We start from the raw sequence: 15,004 nt of genomic DNA on the forward strand, positions 1-15,004 counted from the left end.
GGTCGGCGGTGCCGGGTTCGGTGAGACGATCCGCAGCATCAACGGCTCGATCGAGTGCAACGGCGGAAACCCCGCCCAGGTGCAGAGCCGCGTCACGAAGTACCAGCAGTTCGTCGGCATCCTCGGTGTGTCCGCCGGAGCCAACCTCTACTGCTGATCCGCGGCCGGGCCTCGGCGCACGTCGCCGTACGGAGTCGGGGCCCGGCAAGCGGTCGTGGGTAGCCCGGCCGGTTTCATCGCCATCAACCCGTTGACACGGCCGTGCTGCGCCCGGAACTATCAGCGACAGTCCACCCGCCCCGACTCTCGTTGTTCGCCAACTCCAATGACAACGATGTCAGGGCACCACCCACCACGCTCCACTCAGTCCAGACCTTCGACGTACTCGACCCGTTCGAGTCGAAAGGCCCCGTCCCTCATGTCGCATACCCCCCTTGCGCGTTCCCTGTCTCCCCGCCTGATCGCCGCGACGACAGCCGTCCTGCTACCGCTGGGCCTGCTCGTCGCCGCGCCCCTGGCCAACGCCGCCCCCACCTCGGCGACGCCCGGCAACTTCAGCTCCTCGTTTGAGACCGCCGACCCGCAACCCGCCACCAGCACCGTGGAGGTCGGCGCGAACGGAAAACCGGTCCAGGGCAACCTGAGTGGCAAGGTCACCACCCTGCCCGGCAGCCTGCTCGGCCAGGTCAGCGCCGTGACCGCGAGCGACGAGAACCAGCCCCGCGAGATCGCCGCGAACCTCAAGGACGACGACTCGTCGACCAAGTGGCTGATCTTCCAGTCGAGCGGCTGGGTGACCTACCAGCTCGCCAAGCCGGCCACGGTGCTGCGCTACTCGCTGACCTCGGCCAACGACGCACCGTCGCGCGACCCCAGGGACTTCGTCGTCCAGGGCTCCAACGACGGCAGCACCTGGACCGACCTGGACAAGCGCGTCGGCCAGACGTTCAGCGGCCGGTACGCCACCAACAGGTACAGCTTCACCAACACGAGCGCCTACGCCTTCTACCGGCTGAACGTCACCGCGAACTCCGGTGACTCGCTCGTGCAGCTCGCCGACTGGAACATCAGCGACGGCTCGGACGTCCGTCCGCCGTCCACGCCGATGGTCAGCGAAGCCACCGCCGGTCCGAACGGCGGCTACACCACCAAGCCGGACGCCGGGTTCACCGGGCTGGCCGCGCTGCGCTACTCCGGTGGCGCCGAGGGTGACGGCCGGTCGTACGCAACCAACAAGCTGTTCGACGTCAACGTGCCGGTCGGGCCGAAGACCCGTCTGTCGTACAAGATCTTCCCGGAGTTCACCAAGGGCAACGCCCGGTATCCGTCCACCTACGCCGCCGTCGACCTGCACTTCACCGACGGCAGCTACCTGAGTGGGCGCTCACCGGTCGACCAGCACGGCTACCTCCTCACCGGTGCCGGCCAGGGCGCGTCGAAGGTGCTCTTCGCCGACCAGTGGAACCTGGTGCAGGCCGACCTCGGCGCCATCGCCCGAGGCAAGACGATCGACCGCATCCTGCTGGCGTACGACAACCCGCAGGCCACCGGGGACACCCAGTTCCAGGGGTGGCTCGACGACATCGAGCTGACGGCCGCGCCGACGTCGATCGACGGCACGAAGCTGACCAACTACGTGGACACCCGCCGGGGCACCAACTCGACTGGCGGTTTCTCGCGCGGCAACAACCTGCCGATCACCGCGGTGCCGAACGGCTTCAACTTCTTCACCCCGGTGACCGACGCGACCTCCAACTCCTGGGAGTACGAGTACCACCGGATCAACAACGCCGCCAACCTGCCGATGTTGCAGGGGCTCGCGATCTCCCACGAGCCCAGCCCGTGGATGGGTGACCGCAACCAGATGTCGGTCATGCCGGTCGTCGGTGGCGGTTCCCTCACCGGCCAGCCCGCCAGCCGCGCGCTCGCCTTCAGCCATGACGACGAGACCGCGCAGCCTGACCTCTACCGGGTCACGCTCCAGAACGGCCTGGTCGCGGAGATGTCGCCCACCGACCACGCCGGGATCATGCGGTTCACCTTCCCCACCGGGCAGGCGACCGGAAGTCTCGTCTTCCACAACGGCACCTTCACCATCGGCACGGACGGCACCCTCACCGGCTGGGTCGACAATGGAAGTGGCCTGTCGGCCGGTCGTAGTCGCATGTTCGTGTCCGGTGCCTTCGACCGGGCGCCGACGGCGACCGCCGCGACCTCGGCCACCTTCGACGTCTCCACCACCCGGGAGGTGACGATGCGCCTCGCGACGTCGTTCCTCTCCGTCGACCAGGCGCGCCGCAACCTCGATCTGGAGGTCACCGGCAAGAGCTTCGAGCAGGTCCACGCCGCCGCGACGGCGATGTGGAAGGACCGGCTCGGCCGGGTCGAGGTGCGTGGCGCCACCGAACCGCAGCTGGTCTCGATGTACTCGAACCTGTACCGGCTGAACCTCTACCCGAACTCGCAGTCGGAGAACACCGGCACCGCCGCCGCGCCGCGCTGGCAGTACGCGAGCCCGGTCTCGGCGCCGACCGGCGCGTCGACCCCCACCCAGACCGGTGCGAAGATCGTCGACGGGCAGATCTACGTCAACAACGGCTTCTGGGACACGTACCGCACCGTGTGGCCCGCCTACGCGCTGCTGTACCCGGACGTCGCCGCCCGGATCTCCGACGGGTTCGTCCAGCACTACCGCGACGGCGGTTGGATCGCCCGCTGGTCGTCTCCCGGCTACGCCGACCTGATGACCGGCACCAGCGCCAACGTGGCTCTGGCCCAGGCGTACCTCACCGGGGTCAAGCTGCCCGACCCGCTCGCGGCGTACGACGCGGCCGTCAAGGACGCGACCGTCGCGTCCGGGCGCAGCGCGGTCGGACGCAAGGGCATCGAGACGTCGCTGTTCCTCGGCTACACGCCGACCTCCACCGGGGAGTCGGTGTCGTGGGCGCTGGAGGGCTTCATCAACGACTACGGCATCGGCAACATGGGTGCGGCCCTCGCCAAGGACCCGGCCACGCCGAAGTCGGAGCGCGCCCGGCTCAAGGAGGAGTCGCGCTACTTCCTGGAGCGCGCCCGCAACTACGTCCACCTCTTCGACCCGAAGTCGAAGCTCTTCCAGGGTCGCGACGCCGCCGGTAACTTCCTCGCCGGCGACCCGCTGGACTGGGGTGGCGTCTACACCGAGACCAACGGATGGAACTTCGCCTTCACCGCCCAGCAGGACGGTCAGGGTCTGGCCAACCTGCTCGGTGGGCAGAAGGCGCTGCGGGACAAGCTCGACACGTTCTTCTCCACCCCGGAGAACGCCGACCGCCCCGGCGGGTACGGCGGCGTCATCCACGAGATGATCGAGGCGCGCGCGGTGCGGATGGGTCAGCTCGGCATGAGCAACCAGCCGTCGCACCACATCCCGTACATGTACAACTTCGCCGGCGCACCGGCGAAGACCCAGGCGACGGTCCGGGAGATCCTGCGGCGCCTCTACGTCGGCAGCGAGATCGGCCAGGGCTACCTGGGCGACGAGGACAACGGCGAGATGTCGTCGTGGTACATCCTCAGCTCGCTGGGCATCTACCCGCTGCAGGCCGGGTCGTCCGAGTGGACCATCGGTTCGCCGCAGTTCACGAAGATGACAGTGCGTCGGACCACTGGCGACATCGTCGTCAACGCGCCGAGCAACAGCACCCGCAACGTCTACGTGCAGGATGTCAAGGTCAACGGCAAGAAGCAGCGCGGTCTGTCCCTGGACGTGGCCGCACTCGCCAAGGGCGGCACCATCGACTTCCAGATGGGCCCCAACCCGTCCTCCTGGGGCAGCGGCAGGAACGACGCGCCGCCGTCGCTGACCAAGGGTGACCAGGCGCCGAAGCCGTTGCAGGACACCACCGGCCCCGGCCTCGGCACCGCGACCGCAACCGGCGGTCAGGACGCGTCGAAGCTGTTCGACGACTCGTCCACCACGCAGCTGACCTTCACCTCGGCGACCCCGCAGATCTCCTGGGCGTTCCGTGGTGGAAAGCAGAAGCCGACGTACTACACCGTCACGTCCGGTGCGAGTGCTGGCGATCCGGCGGACTGGCGACTGCAGGGCTCCAACGACGGCATCACCTGGACCACAGTGGACTCGCGCAGGGACCAGGTGTTCCGGTGGCGCAGTCAGACCCGCCCGTACACGATCGACAAGCCGGGTCGGTTCGCGCAGTTCCGTCTCGCGGTCACGAAGACCGTCGGCGCCGCGCAGACCAGTCTCGCAGAGATCGAGTTGCTCGCCGGTGGCGACGTGGCCATCGGAGGCGGCGACATCGCGGTGACCGCCGCGTCCGGCGTGCACGCGACGTCCGGCGTACCGGTCTCGGTGCCGCTGGCGTCCGTCACCGGTGGCACCGCGACCGGTTACCGGGCCACGATCGACTGGGGTGACGGCACACCGGTCACCGAGGGCACCGTGACGCTGAGCTCGCGGGCCGTCTACAACATCGGTGGGTCGCACACCTACGCCACGCCGGGCTACCACCAGGCGAACGTCACGGTGACCGACGGCGAGAGCCAGAGCTCCGCGACGGTCGGCGTCGAGGTGGCGTACGCCCCGACCTCCGGCCTCACCGCCGCGTTCGACACCGTCTGCGTCGGTGACGAGGGCGTCCTCGCGGCGGACTGCGACGCCAAGTCGTGGGCGTACTCGCGGGCCGCCCTGGCGGCGGGCGGTGCGACGCAGGGCCAGCGGCAGCAGGTCCCGGGGACCGCGTTGCAGTTCACGCTGCCGGTGATCCCGGCCGGGCAGCCGGACAACGCCACCGGCAGCGGTGCCACGGTCCTGCTCGACCTGCCGGAGGACGCGAAGAGCATCTCCTTCATCGGCGCCGGAACGCAGGGCAACCAGAGCACCACCGGCACGGCGAACTTCAGTGACGGCAGCACGGCCAGCATCCCGATCCAGATGAGCGACTGGACGCTGGGCGGTAACGCCAACGGCACCCCGTCCTACGGCAACATCGTCGTTGCCCGGACGGCGTACCGATTGAACGGCACGAGCCGGGACGGCGCCCAGCCGTTCCTGTTCGCGACCGCGCCGTACCAGATCCCGGCGGGCAAGACGCTGGTGTCGGTGACCCTGCCGACGCAGACCGGTGACCCCCGCACAGCGGGCCGGATCCACGTGTTCGCCGTCGCCAACGACGGCACGCCGGCCCCCGCGCTGGCCACTGTCGCCCCGAAGGACCAGACGGCGAACGCCGGGCAGGCCCTCGCGGCGAACCTCGGTTCGGTGACCGGCGGCGTTCCCGGCACGACCGGCTACCGTGCCCGCGTCCAGTGGGGTGACGGCACGGCTCCGGACGACGTAACCATTGGTGCGTCCGGTGCGATGAGCGGGCAGCACACCTACACGCGGGAGGGCACCTACACGGTGCACGTCACCGCGTGGGACACGCTGTCGAGCAGCACCGAGGCCTTCACCGTGACCGTCGCGCGGGGCGGCTCCCAGCCGACGATCGCGCTGTCCGCTGCCGGCGCAGTCACCACCGGCGGCACTGTCACCGTCGACGGCAGCGGGTTCGCCGCCGGTGAACAGGTGACCGTCAGCGTCGGCACCGACCCGGCCCGGGCCACGAAGGTCGCGGCCTCCGCGACGGGCACGGTCCGCGTCTCGGTCCCGACCTCCGGCGACGCACAACCCGGCCGGTACGCGGTCACCGCGACGGGCGCGTCGACGCGTACGCCGGCCACAGCCACCGTCCAGGTGACCGGGCAGGCCCAGGCGCCGACCTACCAGCCGCGGGTGGCACTGCTGACCACCTCGGGTCCGCGTGGCACGTCGATCACCATCGACGGTTCCGGGTTCGTTCCGAACGAGGCGGTCACGATCACCGTCGGGAACGGCCTGGCGGTCAGCACGGTTCGCGCGAACGGTGACGGTGTCATCTCCGGAGCGACGGTCAGCGTTCCGGGTGCGGCGAAGGCGGGCGCGACCAGCGTCACGCTGAGCGGTGAGAAGTCGGCGACGAAGGTGTCCCGGCCGTTCACCGTCACCGGCTAGCACTGAGCCGGGGACAGCGCAGCAGGGTGGGGCGGGCCGTGATCACGGCCCGCCCCACGCGCTTGTCGCGCAACCACTGTTAGCGTCGTCTGCCATGGCCGATCACGCGCTGCTCGCCTCGGGGCGCGACGCCGACGTCTACGTGCTCGACGAGTCGCGGGTGCTGCGCCGCTACCGGCAGGGCGGGGACAGCGCGCCCGAGGCGGCGTTGATGGCGTACGTCGCGGCCGCCGGCTACCCGGTGCCCGTGGTGTACGAGGCCCGAGGGCCCGACCTGGTGCTCGAACGACTCGACGGCGAGACTCTCCTGGTGTCGATGCTCACCGGGCGCACCGGCATCGGCGCCGCCGCCGACCTGCTCGTGGGCCTGCACGACCGCCTCCACACCCTGCCGGCCCGCTTCAGCGTCGACCCGGCGGACCGCGTCCTGCACCTCGACCTGCACCCACAGAACGTCATGGTGACCTCGCGCGGGCCAGTGGTCATCGATTGGCGCAATGCGGCCGAGGGGCCGGCCGACCTGGACGTGGCCATGACCGCTCTCATCCTCGCCGAGGTGGCGGTCAGTCAGGACCCGCAGGTCGCCGATCTTGCCCGGGACGGCCTCGACGCCTTTCAGCGACGCGCGCAGCCGCCCCGGGCCAGCCAACTACGGCGTGCGGTGGGTCAGCGCCGGGTCGATCCGGCGCTGACCGCCGTCGAGAAGTCCGCCCTGGGCCGTGCCGCCGCACTGGTCCAAACTCGGGAGGGTTGAAGCAGACCGTCCACCCGCGCTCAGCTCACTGCGGGCCCTGGATTCATGACCACACCATCGCGGAGTCGACCCACCTCGGCTCCGCGCCCAGTCGGAGTTGCCAGCGCGTGCCCTGGCTGGTGAGCCGGACGATCGCCAACGGCTCCACGTCCAGCTGTCGGTACGTCGCCATCGGCAGCCCGAGGGCGTGCACGACCGCGACCCGGATCACCAGCGGGTGGGTGACCGCGATGACGCGCCGGCCTGCTCGGTGCTGCTCGTCCAGCCAACTGCCGACCCGATCCCGCACGGCCGCGACGGACTCACCGCGGTGCGGTGCCGACTTCGGTGCGGACAACCAGTCGTGTAGCGCCTGCGGATGCGTGCCGGCGATCTCCTCAAGCGACCGTCCGGACCAGTCGCCGTAGTCGCAGTCGGCCAACGCCGTCTCGATCGTCGGCAGCAGACCGAAGGCGGCGGCGGTCTGCCGGGCCGCCACCGCTGGGCTGCACAGGCAGGTGTCGTGCATGCCGAGGTGCCCACGCCGGTCCGGATCCGCGTGGGCCTGGGCGAGGGTGGCGCGCAGACCGCCCTCGTCCAGGCCGTCGTCGGGTCCGCCGAAGCGGGCCCGGCGCAGGGCGGCGGTGTGACCGTGGGCGACCAGCCGGAGGCTGGTGGCGGTCACGTGCTGGGCAGCGCGGCGGCGGCCCGCCGGTGTCTATCGTGGTGCATCAGGGCCGCGAACAGCAGGCCGATCCCGGTCCAGAGCACCACCTGGGTGCCGAGGGAGGCCAGTCGAAAGTTCCACAGCAGCGTCGCGGGGAAGTCGGTGGGGACCTCCTGGAACGACGGAAGCACCACGTAGGACGCGACGGTGACCAGCAGGAAACCGCCGACGGCCGCGGCGACGCGTTGCCACAGTGGCGCCTGCGCGCCGACTGACCGGTAGCCCAGCGAGCCCGCCCACACGGCCACCAGACCGAGCACCACCATCAGCAGGTAGGTGGCGGTGCGTTGGTTGATGGTGGCCGGGTCGCCGACCGCCGGCGGGTTCGCCGGGTACTTGAGGAACGGCACGATCACCGCGCCGAGCAGCGCCGCACCGGCCAGCAGCAGGCCGGAGCGCCCGTCGTCGTCGGTCCGTCGTCGACGGGCCAGCAGGACGTACGCCGTGGCCAGCAGACCGCCCATCGCGGCGCCGAACAGTGCGGTGGCCAGGAAGAGCCCGCCGCGCTGGCCGCTCCGGGTGACCACTGCCTCGTCGTGCTGGTGCCCGCCAGTGGCGGGTCCGGCGTGCGAGGCCGCCTCCTCGATAGCGATGGCGGCCTCGACGTGCGGTTCGCCGGCGACGTAGGCGAACGTCCCGGCGAGCAGGCCAGCGATCAGGCCGGCGAGCAGGCCGCGGACGAGGACGGCGAGGAACGGGGGAGCGGTGGTGGCGTTCAGTGGCACGGAACACCGAGCAGGTGCCGGCCGTCGTGCATGAGCTCGTGCAGGTACGTCCCGCTGCGCGACACCGCACCCTGGTCGAACGCGACGAGGTAGGCCAGCAGGGTGAGCGCGACGACGGTCGCCAGGACCGTCCACAGAAGACGCGTGGTGCCAGCGGGATTCACCAACGGCTGGCTGGACGTGGAGCTGGACATATGATCACGAACCTCCCCGGGGATGACGCGTCCCCATTGCAAGGCTGCGGACGACCGAGCGTCCTGGCTCGCGGGCCCCATTTTGAGGTGGGGGAAACCGCTCACAGTGGCGCGACCGCGCCGGAATCACACCGGCTTCCCTCGCGTCGCCGCAGATAGTGGGTCGACGGTATCGGTGCCGCCGCAGGCGGTCAACCCGGCCCCGCAGTGGGTGAGGCACCTGCGCCCGAGGACTCAGCGCCGCCCGATTCGTCAGATCAAAACCAGATCGGTGGCGGCGGGCATCGTCCGCCGCCACCGAACCCGACGTCACGGCGAAGCTCTCCGAGCCGGTGGCCGGGTGGACGGCGCGGTCTGGACGACTGTGGAACCGCGGCCCGCTGTCGAGCACGCGCTCGACAGCGATCGGCCCGGGCCGGCTGATTTTCGGCTCGGACCGGCCGGTGTGTCTGCTCGCCGCCTCATGCACCGGCTGAGTCGGAACGAGGCGAGCGCGGCGGGCGGCGAAGGCATAGCATGTTATCGATAACAATCGGATTGTGGTTCGTTGGCTCGCGGGGCGGCCATCGACAACAGATCATGCCGCTCTGGTCGGACGTCGGGCTCCGAAGGCTCGCGTACCGACGGCAAAACATGGTCGCAAGACCTTGGCAACACACGTACGTGCATGGCATGGTAACGCCTGATCAAGGGAAACATCCGACCTATCTCGATGGGTGGTGCGGGCCCCGAGTCCGTCTCTCCCTGCCGAGGAGGCTCGGCCGGTCACCGGTGCTCCGCTCGCCGACGGCTCTCCCGTCGCGTGCGGCGCCACGCTTGGGGAGGTCAGGGCCGACGATGAGCACCGTCGAGGCAACCACCGGCACGCAGCACGGCACGCCCAGCGACTGGTTCCGGGAACGGATCTCCCACGCCGTCTCCGAGCTGACCGCCGCCACCGCGCTCGTCGTGCTGTTCATCGTGTTGAGTTTCGCCAGTCCCTACTTCCTGACCGCGGACAACCTCTTCAACATCGGTGCGCAGACCGCGGTGATCGCCATCATCGCCACGGCGCAGACGATGGTCATCATCACGAAGGGCATCGACCTCTCCGTGGGATCGGTCGCCGCGCTCGCCGGCGTGGCGGGGGCGATGGTCGTACGCGACCTCGGCTTTCCACTCTGGGCGGCGACGGCGGTCGCGATCGGCGTCGGCGCACTGGCCGGGCTGCTCAACGGGCTGCTGGTGACCGTGGCCCGGATCCCACCGTTCATCGCGACGCTGGGAACGATGTCCGTCGGACGAGGGCTCGTCTTCATCATCACCGGGGCAGTCGGCGTCTACGGCCTGCCCCGATCCTTCCAACTGCTCGGCAACGGGGAGATCGTCGGCATTCCGTTCGCCGTGGTGATCACCGTTCTGGTCGCCGTCGGTGTCGCCTTCCTGCTCTCCCAGACCCGCTTCGGCCAGTACACGTACGCGATGGGCTCCAATCTGGAGGCCGCACGCCGGTCGGGCATCCGGGTCGGTCGGCACCTGACCGGCGTGTACGTGCTGGCGGGTGTGCTGGTCGGTCTGGGCGGCATGATCGCGGCCTCCCGGGTCAACTCCGGTCAGCCGAACTACGGGATCTCGCTGGAGCTCGACGTCATCGCCGCCGCGGTCATCGGCGGGGCCAGCCTCTTCGGAGGCCAGGGTCGGATCGTCGGGACCATCATCGGCGCGTTCCTCATCGCCCTGGTCCGCAACGGCGCCGTCCTGCTCGACATCAGCATCCACTACCAGCAGGTGATCGTCGGCCTGATCATCTGGGCCGCCGTCTACTTCGACCAGTACCGCCGCCGGCGGCTGGAATCACAGGGTTGACATGCCATTTCGAGAGTCCGAACGAGGAAGGACACACACCATGGCACACACCACCACCAGCCGGCGGGCACGAGGGCCACTCCTGCGCGCGCAGGCGATTCTGGCCGTGGCCGCGGCGACCGCTCTGCTCAGCGCCTGCGGCGGGGTCGAGGTCCGGGACGGAGGCGACGGCGCGACCAAGGACGCGAGCGGGCCGTTGAAGCTCGCCGTCGTCCCGAAGGCGGTCGGGGCCGACTACTGGAACACGGTGAAGGCGGGTGCCGAGTGCGCCGCGCAGCGCGCGGGTGACGTCACCGTCCAGTGGGACGGGGTCACCACCGAGACCGATGTCGAGGGTCAGGTCAACCTGATCCAGAACTACGTCACCAAGAAGGTCGACGGCATCGTCTACGCGGCCACCGACTCCAGTGCGCTGGCGCCCGCCACCGACAAGGCGCTCGCCGCGAACATCCCGGTCGCGATGATCGACTCCGGCACCAGCCCGCAGCCGTCGAACGTGCCGCTGTTCGCCACCGACAACCGCGCGTCGGCCACCGAGGCGGCGAAGCTGCTCGCCACCGAACTCGGCCCCGGCAACCACGAGGTGGCGCTGGTCGAGTTCCAGCCCGGTTCGCAGACCAACACCGAGCGGGTCGACGGCTTCAAGGCCGGTCTCGCCCAGTATCCGAACCTGAAGCTGGTCGGCCAGCAGCCCAGCCGCAGTGACGTCAACGAGGCACGACGCGTCACCGAGAACATCCTCACCGCCAACCCCAACCTCGCGGGCGTCTTCGCTGCCAACGAGCCGAGTGTGCTCGGCGCCGCGCAGGCCATCCAGGCGGCCGGCAAGTCCGGCAAGGTGGTCATCATCGGGTGGGACGCCGCCCCGGACGAGATCGCCGGGGTACGCAGCGGCCAGATCTCCGCGCTGGTCGTGCAGAACCCGTTCAAGATGGGCTACTTCGGCGTCGACAAGATGGTCAAGCACCTGCGGGACAAGGCGCCGCTGGCGTCGGCCGACACCGGCGTCACGTTCGTCACCAAGGAGAACATCGACTCCGCGGAGATCAAGGCGGTGCTCGAGCCCAGCTGCGCCAACCCCCCGGTGCAGTGATGGGTACGACCCCGACGGCCACCGCCGACAGCGACCGGCAGCCCACCCCCGACGAGCCGCCGGTCCTCGAAGCCCGTGGCATCGTCAAGCGGTTCGGGCACGTCGAGGCGTTGCGCGGCGCCGACTTCACTGTCCACCGGGGTGAGGTCGTCGCGCTGATCGGCGACAACGGCGCCGGGAAGAGCACCCTCATCAAGACGCTGTCCGGTGTGCACCCGCCCGACGAGGGCGAGATCCGGGTCGGTGGTCGTCCCGTCCGGTTCTCCACCCCGGTCGACGCCCGGCGCGCCGGGGTGGAGACCGTCTACCAGGACCTCGCCGTCGCCGACGACCTCAGCGTGGCCGCCAACCTGTACCTCGGGCGGGAGATCCTGCGCTCCGGGCCGCTGGGTCGGCTCGGGCTGCTCGACAAGCGCGCGATGCGGCTGGGCGCCGCCGCCGCCCTTGACGAACTGGGCGTACGGATCCCGCGGGTCACCACCCCGATCGCGATGTTGTCCGGTGGGCAACGGCAGTGCGTCGCGGTGGCCCGCGCCATCATCTGGGCGACCAACGTGGTCATCCTCGACGAGCCCACCGCCGCACTCGGTGTCGTCCAGACCGGGCGGGTGCTCGACGTGGTCCGGCGCGCCCGCGACGCCGGCATGTCGGTGGTGCTGGTGAGCCACAACATGCCGCAGGTGCTCGAGATCGCCGACCGGGTCGAGGTGCTGCGCCTCGGTCGGCGGGCGGCCCGACTGCGCGCCGACGAGGTCACCACCGACGACCTGGTGGCGGCCATGACCGGGAGCACCAGTGTGGAACGCGACGAGCGGTGACCGTGGCCGTCGACCGCGTGGGCGGTCACGACCGCGCGGTGTCGGAGCCGGCCTCGGCGTCGTCGGGCAACCCGTACAACGACTCCTCCACCCCGATCAGGTGGTTGGCCATCCGGATACGGGCCCGCTCCGGGTCACGTGCCGCAAGGGCCTTGAGGATCGCCACGTGTTCGTCGTGGGTGCGCCGGTCCGCGCCTTCCTCGTGCAGGCTCCGCCACAGCCGGCCCCGCACGGTGCGCCCGGCGAACGCCTCGATCAACCCGATGAGCACCGGATTCTCGGCGTGCACCGCGATGATCCGGTGGAAGGCGATGTCGATCTCGAGGATGCGCTCGTGGTCCTGCGGTGACTGGCCGACCATCCGGGCCGCCTCGGCGAGCAGGTCACCGGCCTGGGCGAGGGCCTCGTCGGTCATCCTGGTCGCCGCCAGTTGGGCGGCCTCGCACTCCAGCAGTCGCCGGACGGTGTGGATGTGCCGGGGGTCGCCCTGGCCCTGGAAGTCCACCACGAAACCCATCGGGGCCAGCAGTTGCGGCGCGTCGAGGTTGGTGACGTAGGTGCCGTCACCCTGACGGATGTTGACGATGCCGAGGATCGACAGAGCCGACATGCCCTCGCGCAGCGAGCCGCGCGAAACGCCGAGCGACTCGGCGAGGTCCTTCTCGATGGGCAGTCGGTCCCCGGGCTTGAACTGCCCTTCGAGGATCATCCGCTTGATGCCGTTCACCACTTCGTCGGTGCGCGACATGACACCCCCTAGCGGCCGGCGGGGGTGGCCGTCCCACCCGCGATCACGTACGGCTCCGAGGATGACACGGTAGTCGGGTCCGACGCCGCCCAGTAGTGGCCGTCGGGAAACCGGTAGAGCGCGACCGACTCCTGACGCATCCGGGTGGAGTAGCCGGGCTGGCTGGGCAGGACGTAGCCGCTGCCCGAGCCGGTGTCCCGGACGACGCACGGGTCGGTGAAGTGCTCGTGCAGGTGGTCGACGAACTCGGTGACCCGGTCGGTGAGATCCCCGGAGATCGCGACGTAGTCGAGCACCGACACGTGTTGGACCATCTCGCAGAGCCCGACTCCGCCGGCGTGGGGGCACACCGGCACGTCGAACTTCGCGGCGAGGAGCAGCACGGCGACGATCTCGTTGATGCTGGCCAGCCGACCGGTGTCCAGCTGGCAGAAGTCGATGGCCCCGGCCTGGAACAGCTGCTTGAACATCACCCGGTTGTGACAGTGCTCGCCGGTGGCCACGCCGATGGGAGCGACAGCGCGGCGGATGGCCGCGTGGCCCAGGATGTCGTCGGGACTGGTCGGCTCCTCGATCCACAGGGGTGTGAACTGGGCGAGGGCGTTGACCCACTCGATGGCCTGACCGACGTCCCAGACCTGGTTGGCGTCGATCATCAGGTTGCGGTGCGGGCCGAGGATCTCCCGGGCGATGCCGCAGCGGCGGATGTCGTCGTCGAGGTTGGCGCCCACCTTGAGCTTGACGTACCCGTAGCCGGCGTCCACCGCCTCCTGGCAGAGCCGGCGCAGCTTGTCGTCGCCGTAGCCGAGCCAGCCGGCCGAGGTGGTGTAGGCGGGGTAGCCGGTGCGGTCGAGCTCGGCGAGGCGGTCGGCCCTGGTGCTCTCCTTGGCCCGCAGGATGGCCAGTGCCTCGTCCCGGGTCAGCGCGTCGGACAGGTAGCGCAGGTCCGCGATGTCGACGAGTTGCTCGGGGGACATGTCGACGAGCAGTCGCCACAGCGGCTTCCCGGCGAGCCGGGCGACCAGGTCCCATGAGGCGTTCAACACGGCGGCGAGGGAGAGGTGGACGACGCCCTTCTCCGGCCCGAGCCACCGCAGTTGGCTGTCGGAGGTGAGGAGTCGGTAGACCGCGCCCATGTCCGTGGCCATCGTCGCCACGTCCAGGCCGACCAGAAGCTGCGCCTGGTGCACCGCGGCGGCGGCGACGATGTCGTTGCCTCGACCGATGGTGAAAGTCAGCCCGTGACCCGCGAGCGGCACGCCCACGCTGTCGACACCGTCGGTGTGCAGGATGACGTACGCCGCCGAGTAGTCGCCGTCCTTGTTCATGGCGTCGGACCCGTCGGCGGTCAGTGAGGTGGGAAAACGGACGTCCTCGACGGTGACGGCGGTGATCTGCGGCATGCGCTCCTCGCCCGGCTAGGCAAAAGATCGGATGATCACCCGGAGTATACGGAGGGCGGTTCTGACGCGTCAACGACCTTGATCCACCCTGAAGGACGGACATCCATCGTCTCGGGGCCGTCGAGCCTGGTCAATGTCCGAACCTGATCCACTGTGCCCATTGGCGCGATACATCAAATCTTTGCCGGTGTCGGCGGCCCGTGGGTCGCGTCGTGCCGTCAGTCGCACCGCCTGCGGCTGCTGCTGCCATCGACGCGCCTCGCCGGCCGGGACGAACCCGCCCCGGTGTGGCTGGTGATCACCGTCACCGGCCCGGCCGCGACACGCCGGGACCGACATGTGGGGTGTGACAACGCCTGCATCCCTATATATGGTGTCGAGCGCAGCTGGTTCGACCGCTCATCCGGTGCGGTCGAGGCAAGAGGGAACCCGGTGGAAATCCGGGACTGTCCCGCAGCGGTGAGTGGGAACGACCGCCGTCATCAGCACTGGGCCACCAAGCGGCCTGGGAAGCGACGGCCAGTAGGAGACCGGCCAGCCCGGTTGTGCCCACGAGTCCGAAGACCTGCCAGCGCGCCGCGTACCCGCACCCGGGTGGGCGGCGGTCCGAGGCCGCGTGGGACGGCTGACGCCACCTGACCCACGCCGTGCCGGCGTGGCGTCCGTCGGTGTCTGTCTCCTCGC

At 69.9% G+C, this 15,004-nt stretch carries 11 protein-coding genes and 2 riboswitches; of the genes, 6 read left to right on the top strand and 5 right to left on the bottom strand.

Features of this window, described 5'->3' with window-relative positions; genetic code table 11:
* The 3 genes from KBX34_RS25150 to KBX34_RS25160 all read left to right on the top strand — a co-directional run.
* On the top strand, positions 1-157 hold a 157-nt coding region (locus KBX34_RS25150; RefSeq protein WP_282102673.1), incomplete at its 5' end, for a glycoside hydrolase family 19 protein.
* Between the two features lie 261 nt (positions 158-418).
* A complete protein-coding gene (locus tag KBX34_RS25155) occupies positions 419-6,034 on the top strand; it encodes a GH92 family glycosyl hydrolase (protein WP_210927272.1) in 5,616 nt (1,871 codons plus the stop codon).
* 94 nt (positions 6,035-6,128) lie between these two features.
* Positions 6,129-6,788 (top strand): phosphotransferase, encoded by a 660-nt coding sequence (locus KBX34_RS25160; protein WP_210927275.1) that lies wholly within the window; start codon positions 6,129-6,131, stop codon positions 6,786-6,788.
* Between the two features lie 43 nt (positions 6,789-6,831).
* On the opposite strand, the gene KBX34_RS25165 is transcribed toward KBX34_RS25160, so the two are convergent.
* Genes KBX34_RS25165 through KBX34_RS25175 form a run of 3 tightly spaced genes read right to left on the bottom strand, consistent with a single transcriptional unit; the run spans position 6,832 to position 8,413 of the window.
* Positions 6,832-7,452 (bottom strand): histidine phosphatase family protein, encoded by a 621-nt coding sequence (locus KBX34_RS25165; protein ID WP_210927277.1) that lies wholly within the window; start codon positions 7,450-7,452, stop codon positions 6,832-6,834.
* A complete protein-coding gene (locus KBX34_RS25170) occupies positions 7,449-8,219 on the bottom strand; it encodes a CbtA family protein (protein ID WP_210927279.1) in 771 nt (256 codons plus the stop codon). Before KBX34_RS25170 ends, KBX34_RS25165 begins: the two co-directional genes overlap by 4 nt.
* Positions 8,210-8,413 (bottom strand): CbtB domain-containing protein, encoded by a 204-nt coding sequence (locus KBX34_RS25175; protein ID WP_088947809.1) that lies wholly within the window; start codon positions 8,411-8,413, stop codon positions 8,210-8,212. The genes KBX34_RS25170 and KBX34_RS25175 overlap by 10 nt, the downstream gene beginning before the upstream one ends.
* Positions 8,414-8,447: 34 nt before the next feature.
* A riboswitch (cobalamin riboswitch) is annotated at positions 8,448-8,605 on the bottom strand.
* Positions 8,606-9,250: 645 nt separating this feature from the next.
* Between KBX34_RS25175 and KBX34_RS25180 the strand changes: the two genes are divergently transcribed.
* Genes KBX34_RS25180 through KBX34_RS25190 form a run of 3 tightly spaced genes read left to right on the top strand, consistent with a single transcriptional unit; the run spans position 9,251 to position 12,169 of the window.
* On the top strand, positions 9,251-10,258 hold the full coding sequence (locus KBX34_RS25180; RefSeq protein ID WP_210927281.1) for an ABC transporter permease: 1,008 nt from the start codon (positions 9,251-9,253) through the stop codon (positions 10,256-10,258).
* A 40-nt stretch (positions 10,259-10,298) separates the two neighbouring features.
* Positions 10,299-11,351, top strand: a complete 1,053-nt coding sequence (locus KBX34_RS25185) for an ABC transporter substrate-binding protein (RefSeq protein WP_088947811.1) — start codon at positions 10,299-10,301, stop codon at positions 11,349-11,351.
* Complete coding sequence (locus KBX34_RS25190) at positions 11,351-12,169, top strand: ATP-binding cassette domain-containing protein (protein WP_247672206.1); 819 nt, start codon at positions 11,351-11,353, stop codon at positions 12,167-12,169. Before KBX34_RS25185 ends, KBX34_RS25190 begins: the two co-directional genes overlap by 1 nt.
* 25 nt (positions 12,170-12,194) lie before the next feature.
* On the opposite strand, the gene KBX34_RS25195 is transcribed toward KBX34_RS25190, so the two are convergent.
* Positions 12,195-12,917, bottom strand: a complete 723-nt coding sequence (locus KBX34_RS25195; RefSeq protein WP_210792843.1) for a FadR/GntR family transcriptional regulator — start codon at positions 12,915-12,917, stop codon at positions 12,195-12,197.
* 8 nt (positions 12,918-12,925) lie between these two features.
* On the bottom strand, positions 12,926-14,320 hold the full coding sequence (locus tag KBX34_RS25200) for an enolase C-terminal domain-like protein (RefSeq protein WP_210927283.1): 1,395 nt from the start codon (positions 14,318-14,320) through the stop codon (positions 12,926-12,928).
* Between the two features lie 370 nt (positions 14,321-14,690).
* Positions 14,691-14,908: riboswitch (cobalamin riboswitch) on the top strand.
* The last annotated feature ends 96 nt before the right edge of the window (positions 14,909-15,004 follow it).

The sequence above is a fragment of the Micromonospora sp. M61 genome (genome assembly GCF_018070245.1).
In the GTDB taxonomy this organism is placed as follows: Bacteria; Actinomycetota; Actinomycetes; order Mycobacteriales; family Micromonosporaceae; genus Micromonospora; species Micromonospora zamorensis.

Excerpts from the sequence above, each read along its gene's own strand:
- KBX34_RS25195 (WP_210792843.1), bottom strand. The coding sequence starts at position 12,917 with ATGTCGCGCACCGACGAAGTGGTGAACGGCATCAAGCGGATGATCCTC.
- KBX34_RS25185 (WP_088947811.1), top strand. The coding sequence starts at position 10,299 with ATGGCACACACCACCACCAGCCGGCGGGCACGAGGGCCACTCCTGCGC.
- KBX34_RS25180 (WP_210927281.1), top strand. The coding sequence starts at position 9,251 with ATGAGCACCGTCGAGGCAACCACCGGCACGCAGCACGGCACGCCCAGC.
- KBX34_RS25190 (WP_247672206.1), top strand. The coding sequence starts at position 11,351 with ATGGGTACGACCCCGACGGCCACCGCCGACAGCGACCGGCAGCCCACC.
- KBX34_RS25160 (WP_210927275.1), top strand. The coding sequence starts at position 6,129 with ATGGCCGATCACGCGCTGCTCGCCTCGGGGCGCGACGCCGACGTCTAC.
- KBX34_RS25155 (WP_210927272.1), top strand. The coding sequence starts at position 419 with ATGTCGCATACCCCCCTTGCGCGTTCCCTGTCTCCCCGCCTGATCGCC.
- KBX34_RS25175 (WP_088947809.1), bottom strand. The coding sequence starts at position 8,413 with ATGTCCAGCTCCACGTCCAGCCAGCCGTTGGTGAATCCCGCTGGCACC.
- KBX34_RS25200 (WP_210927283.1), bottom strand. The coding sequence starts at position 14,320 with ATGCCGCAGATCACCGCCGTCACCGTCGAGGACGTCCGTTTTCCCACC.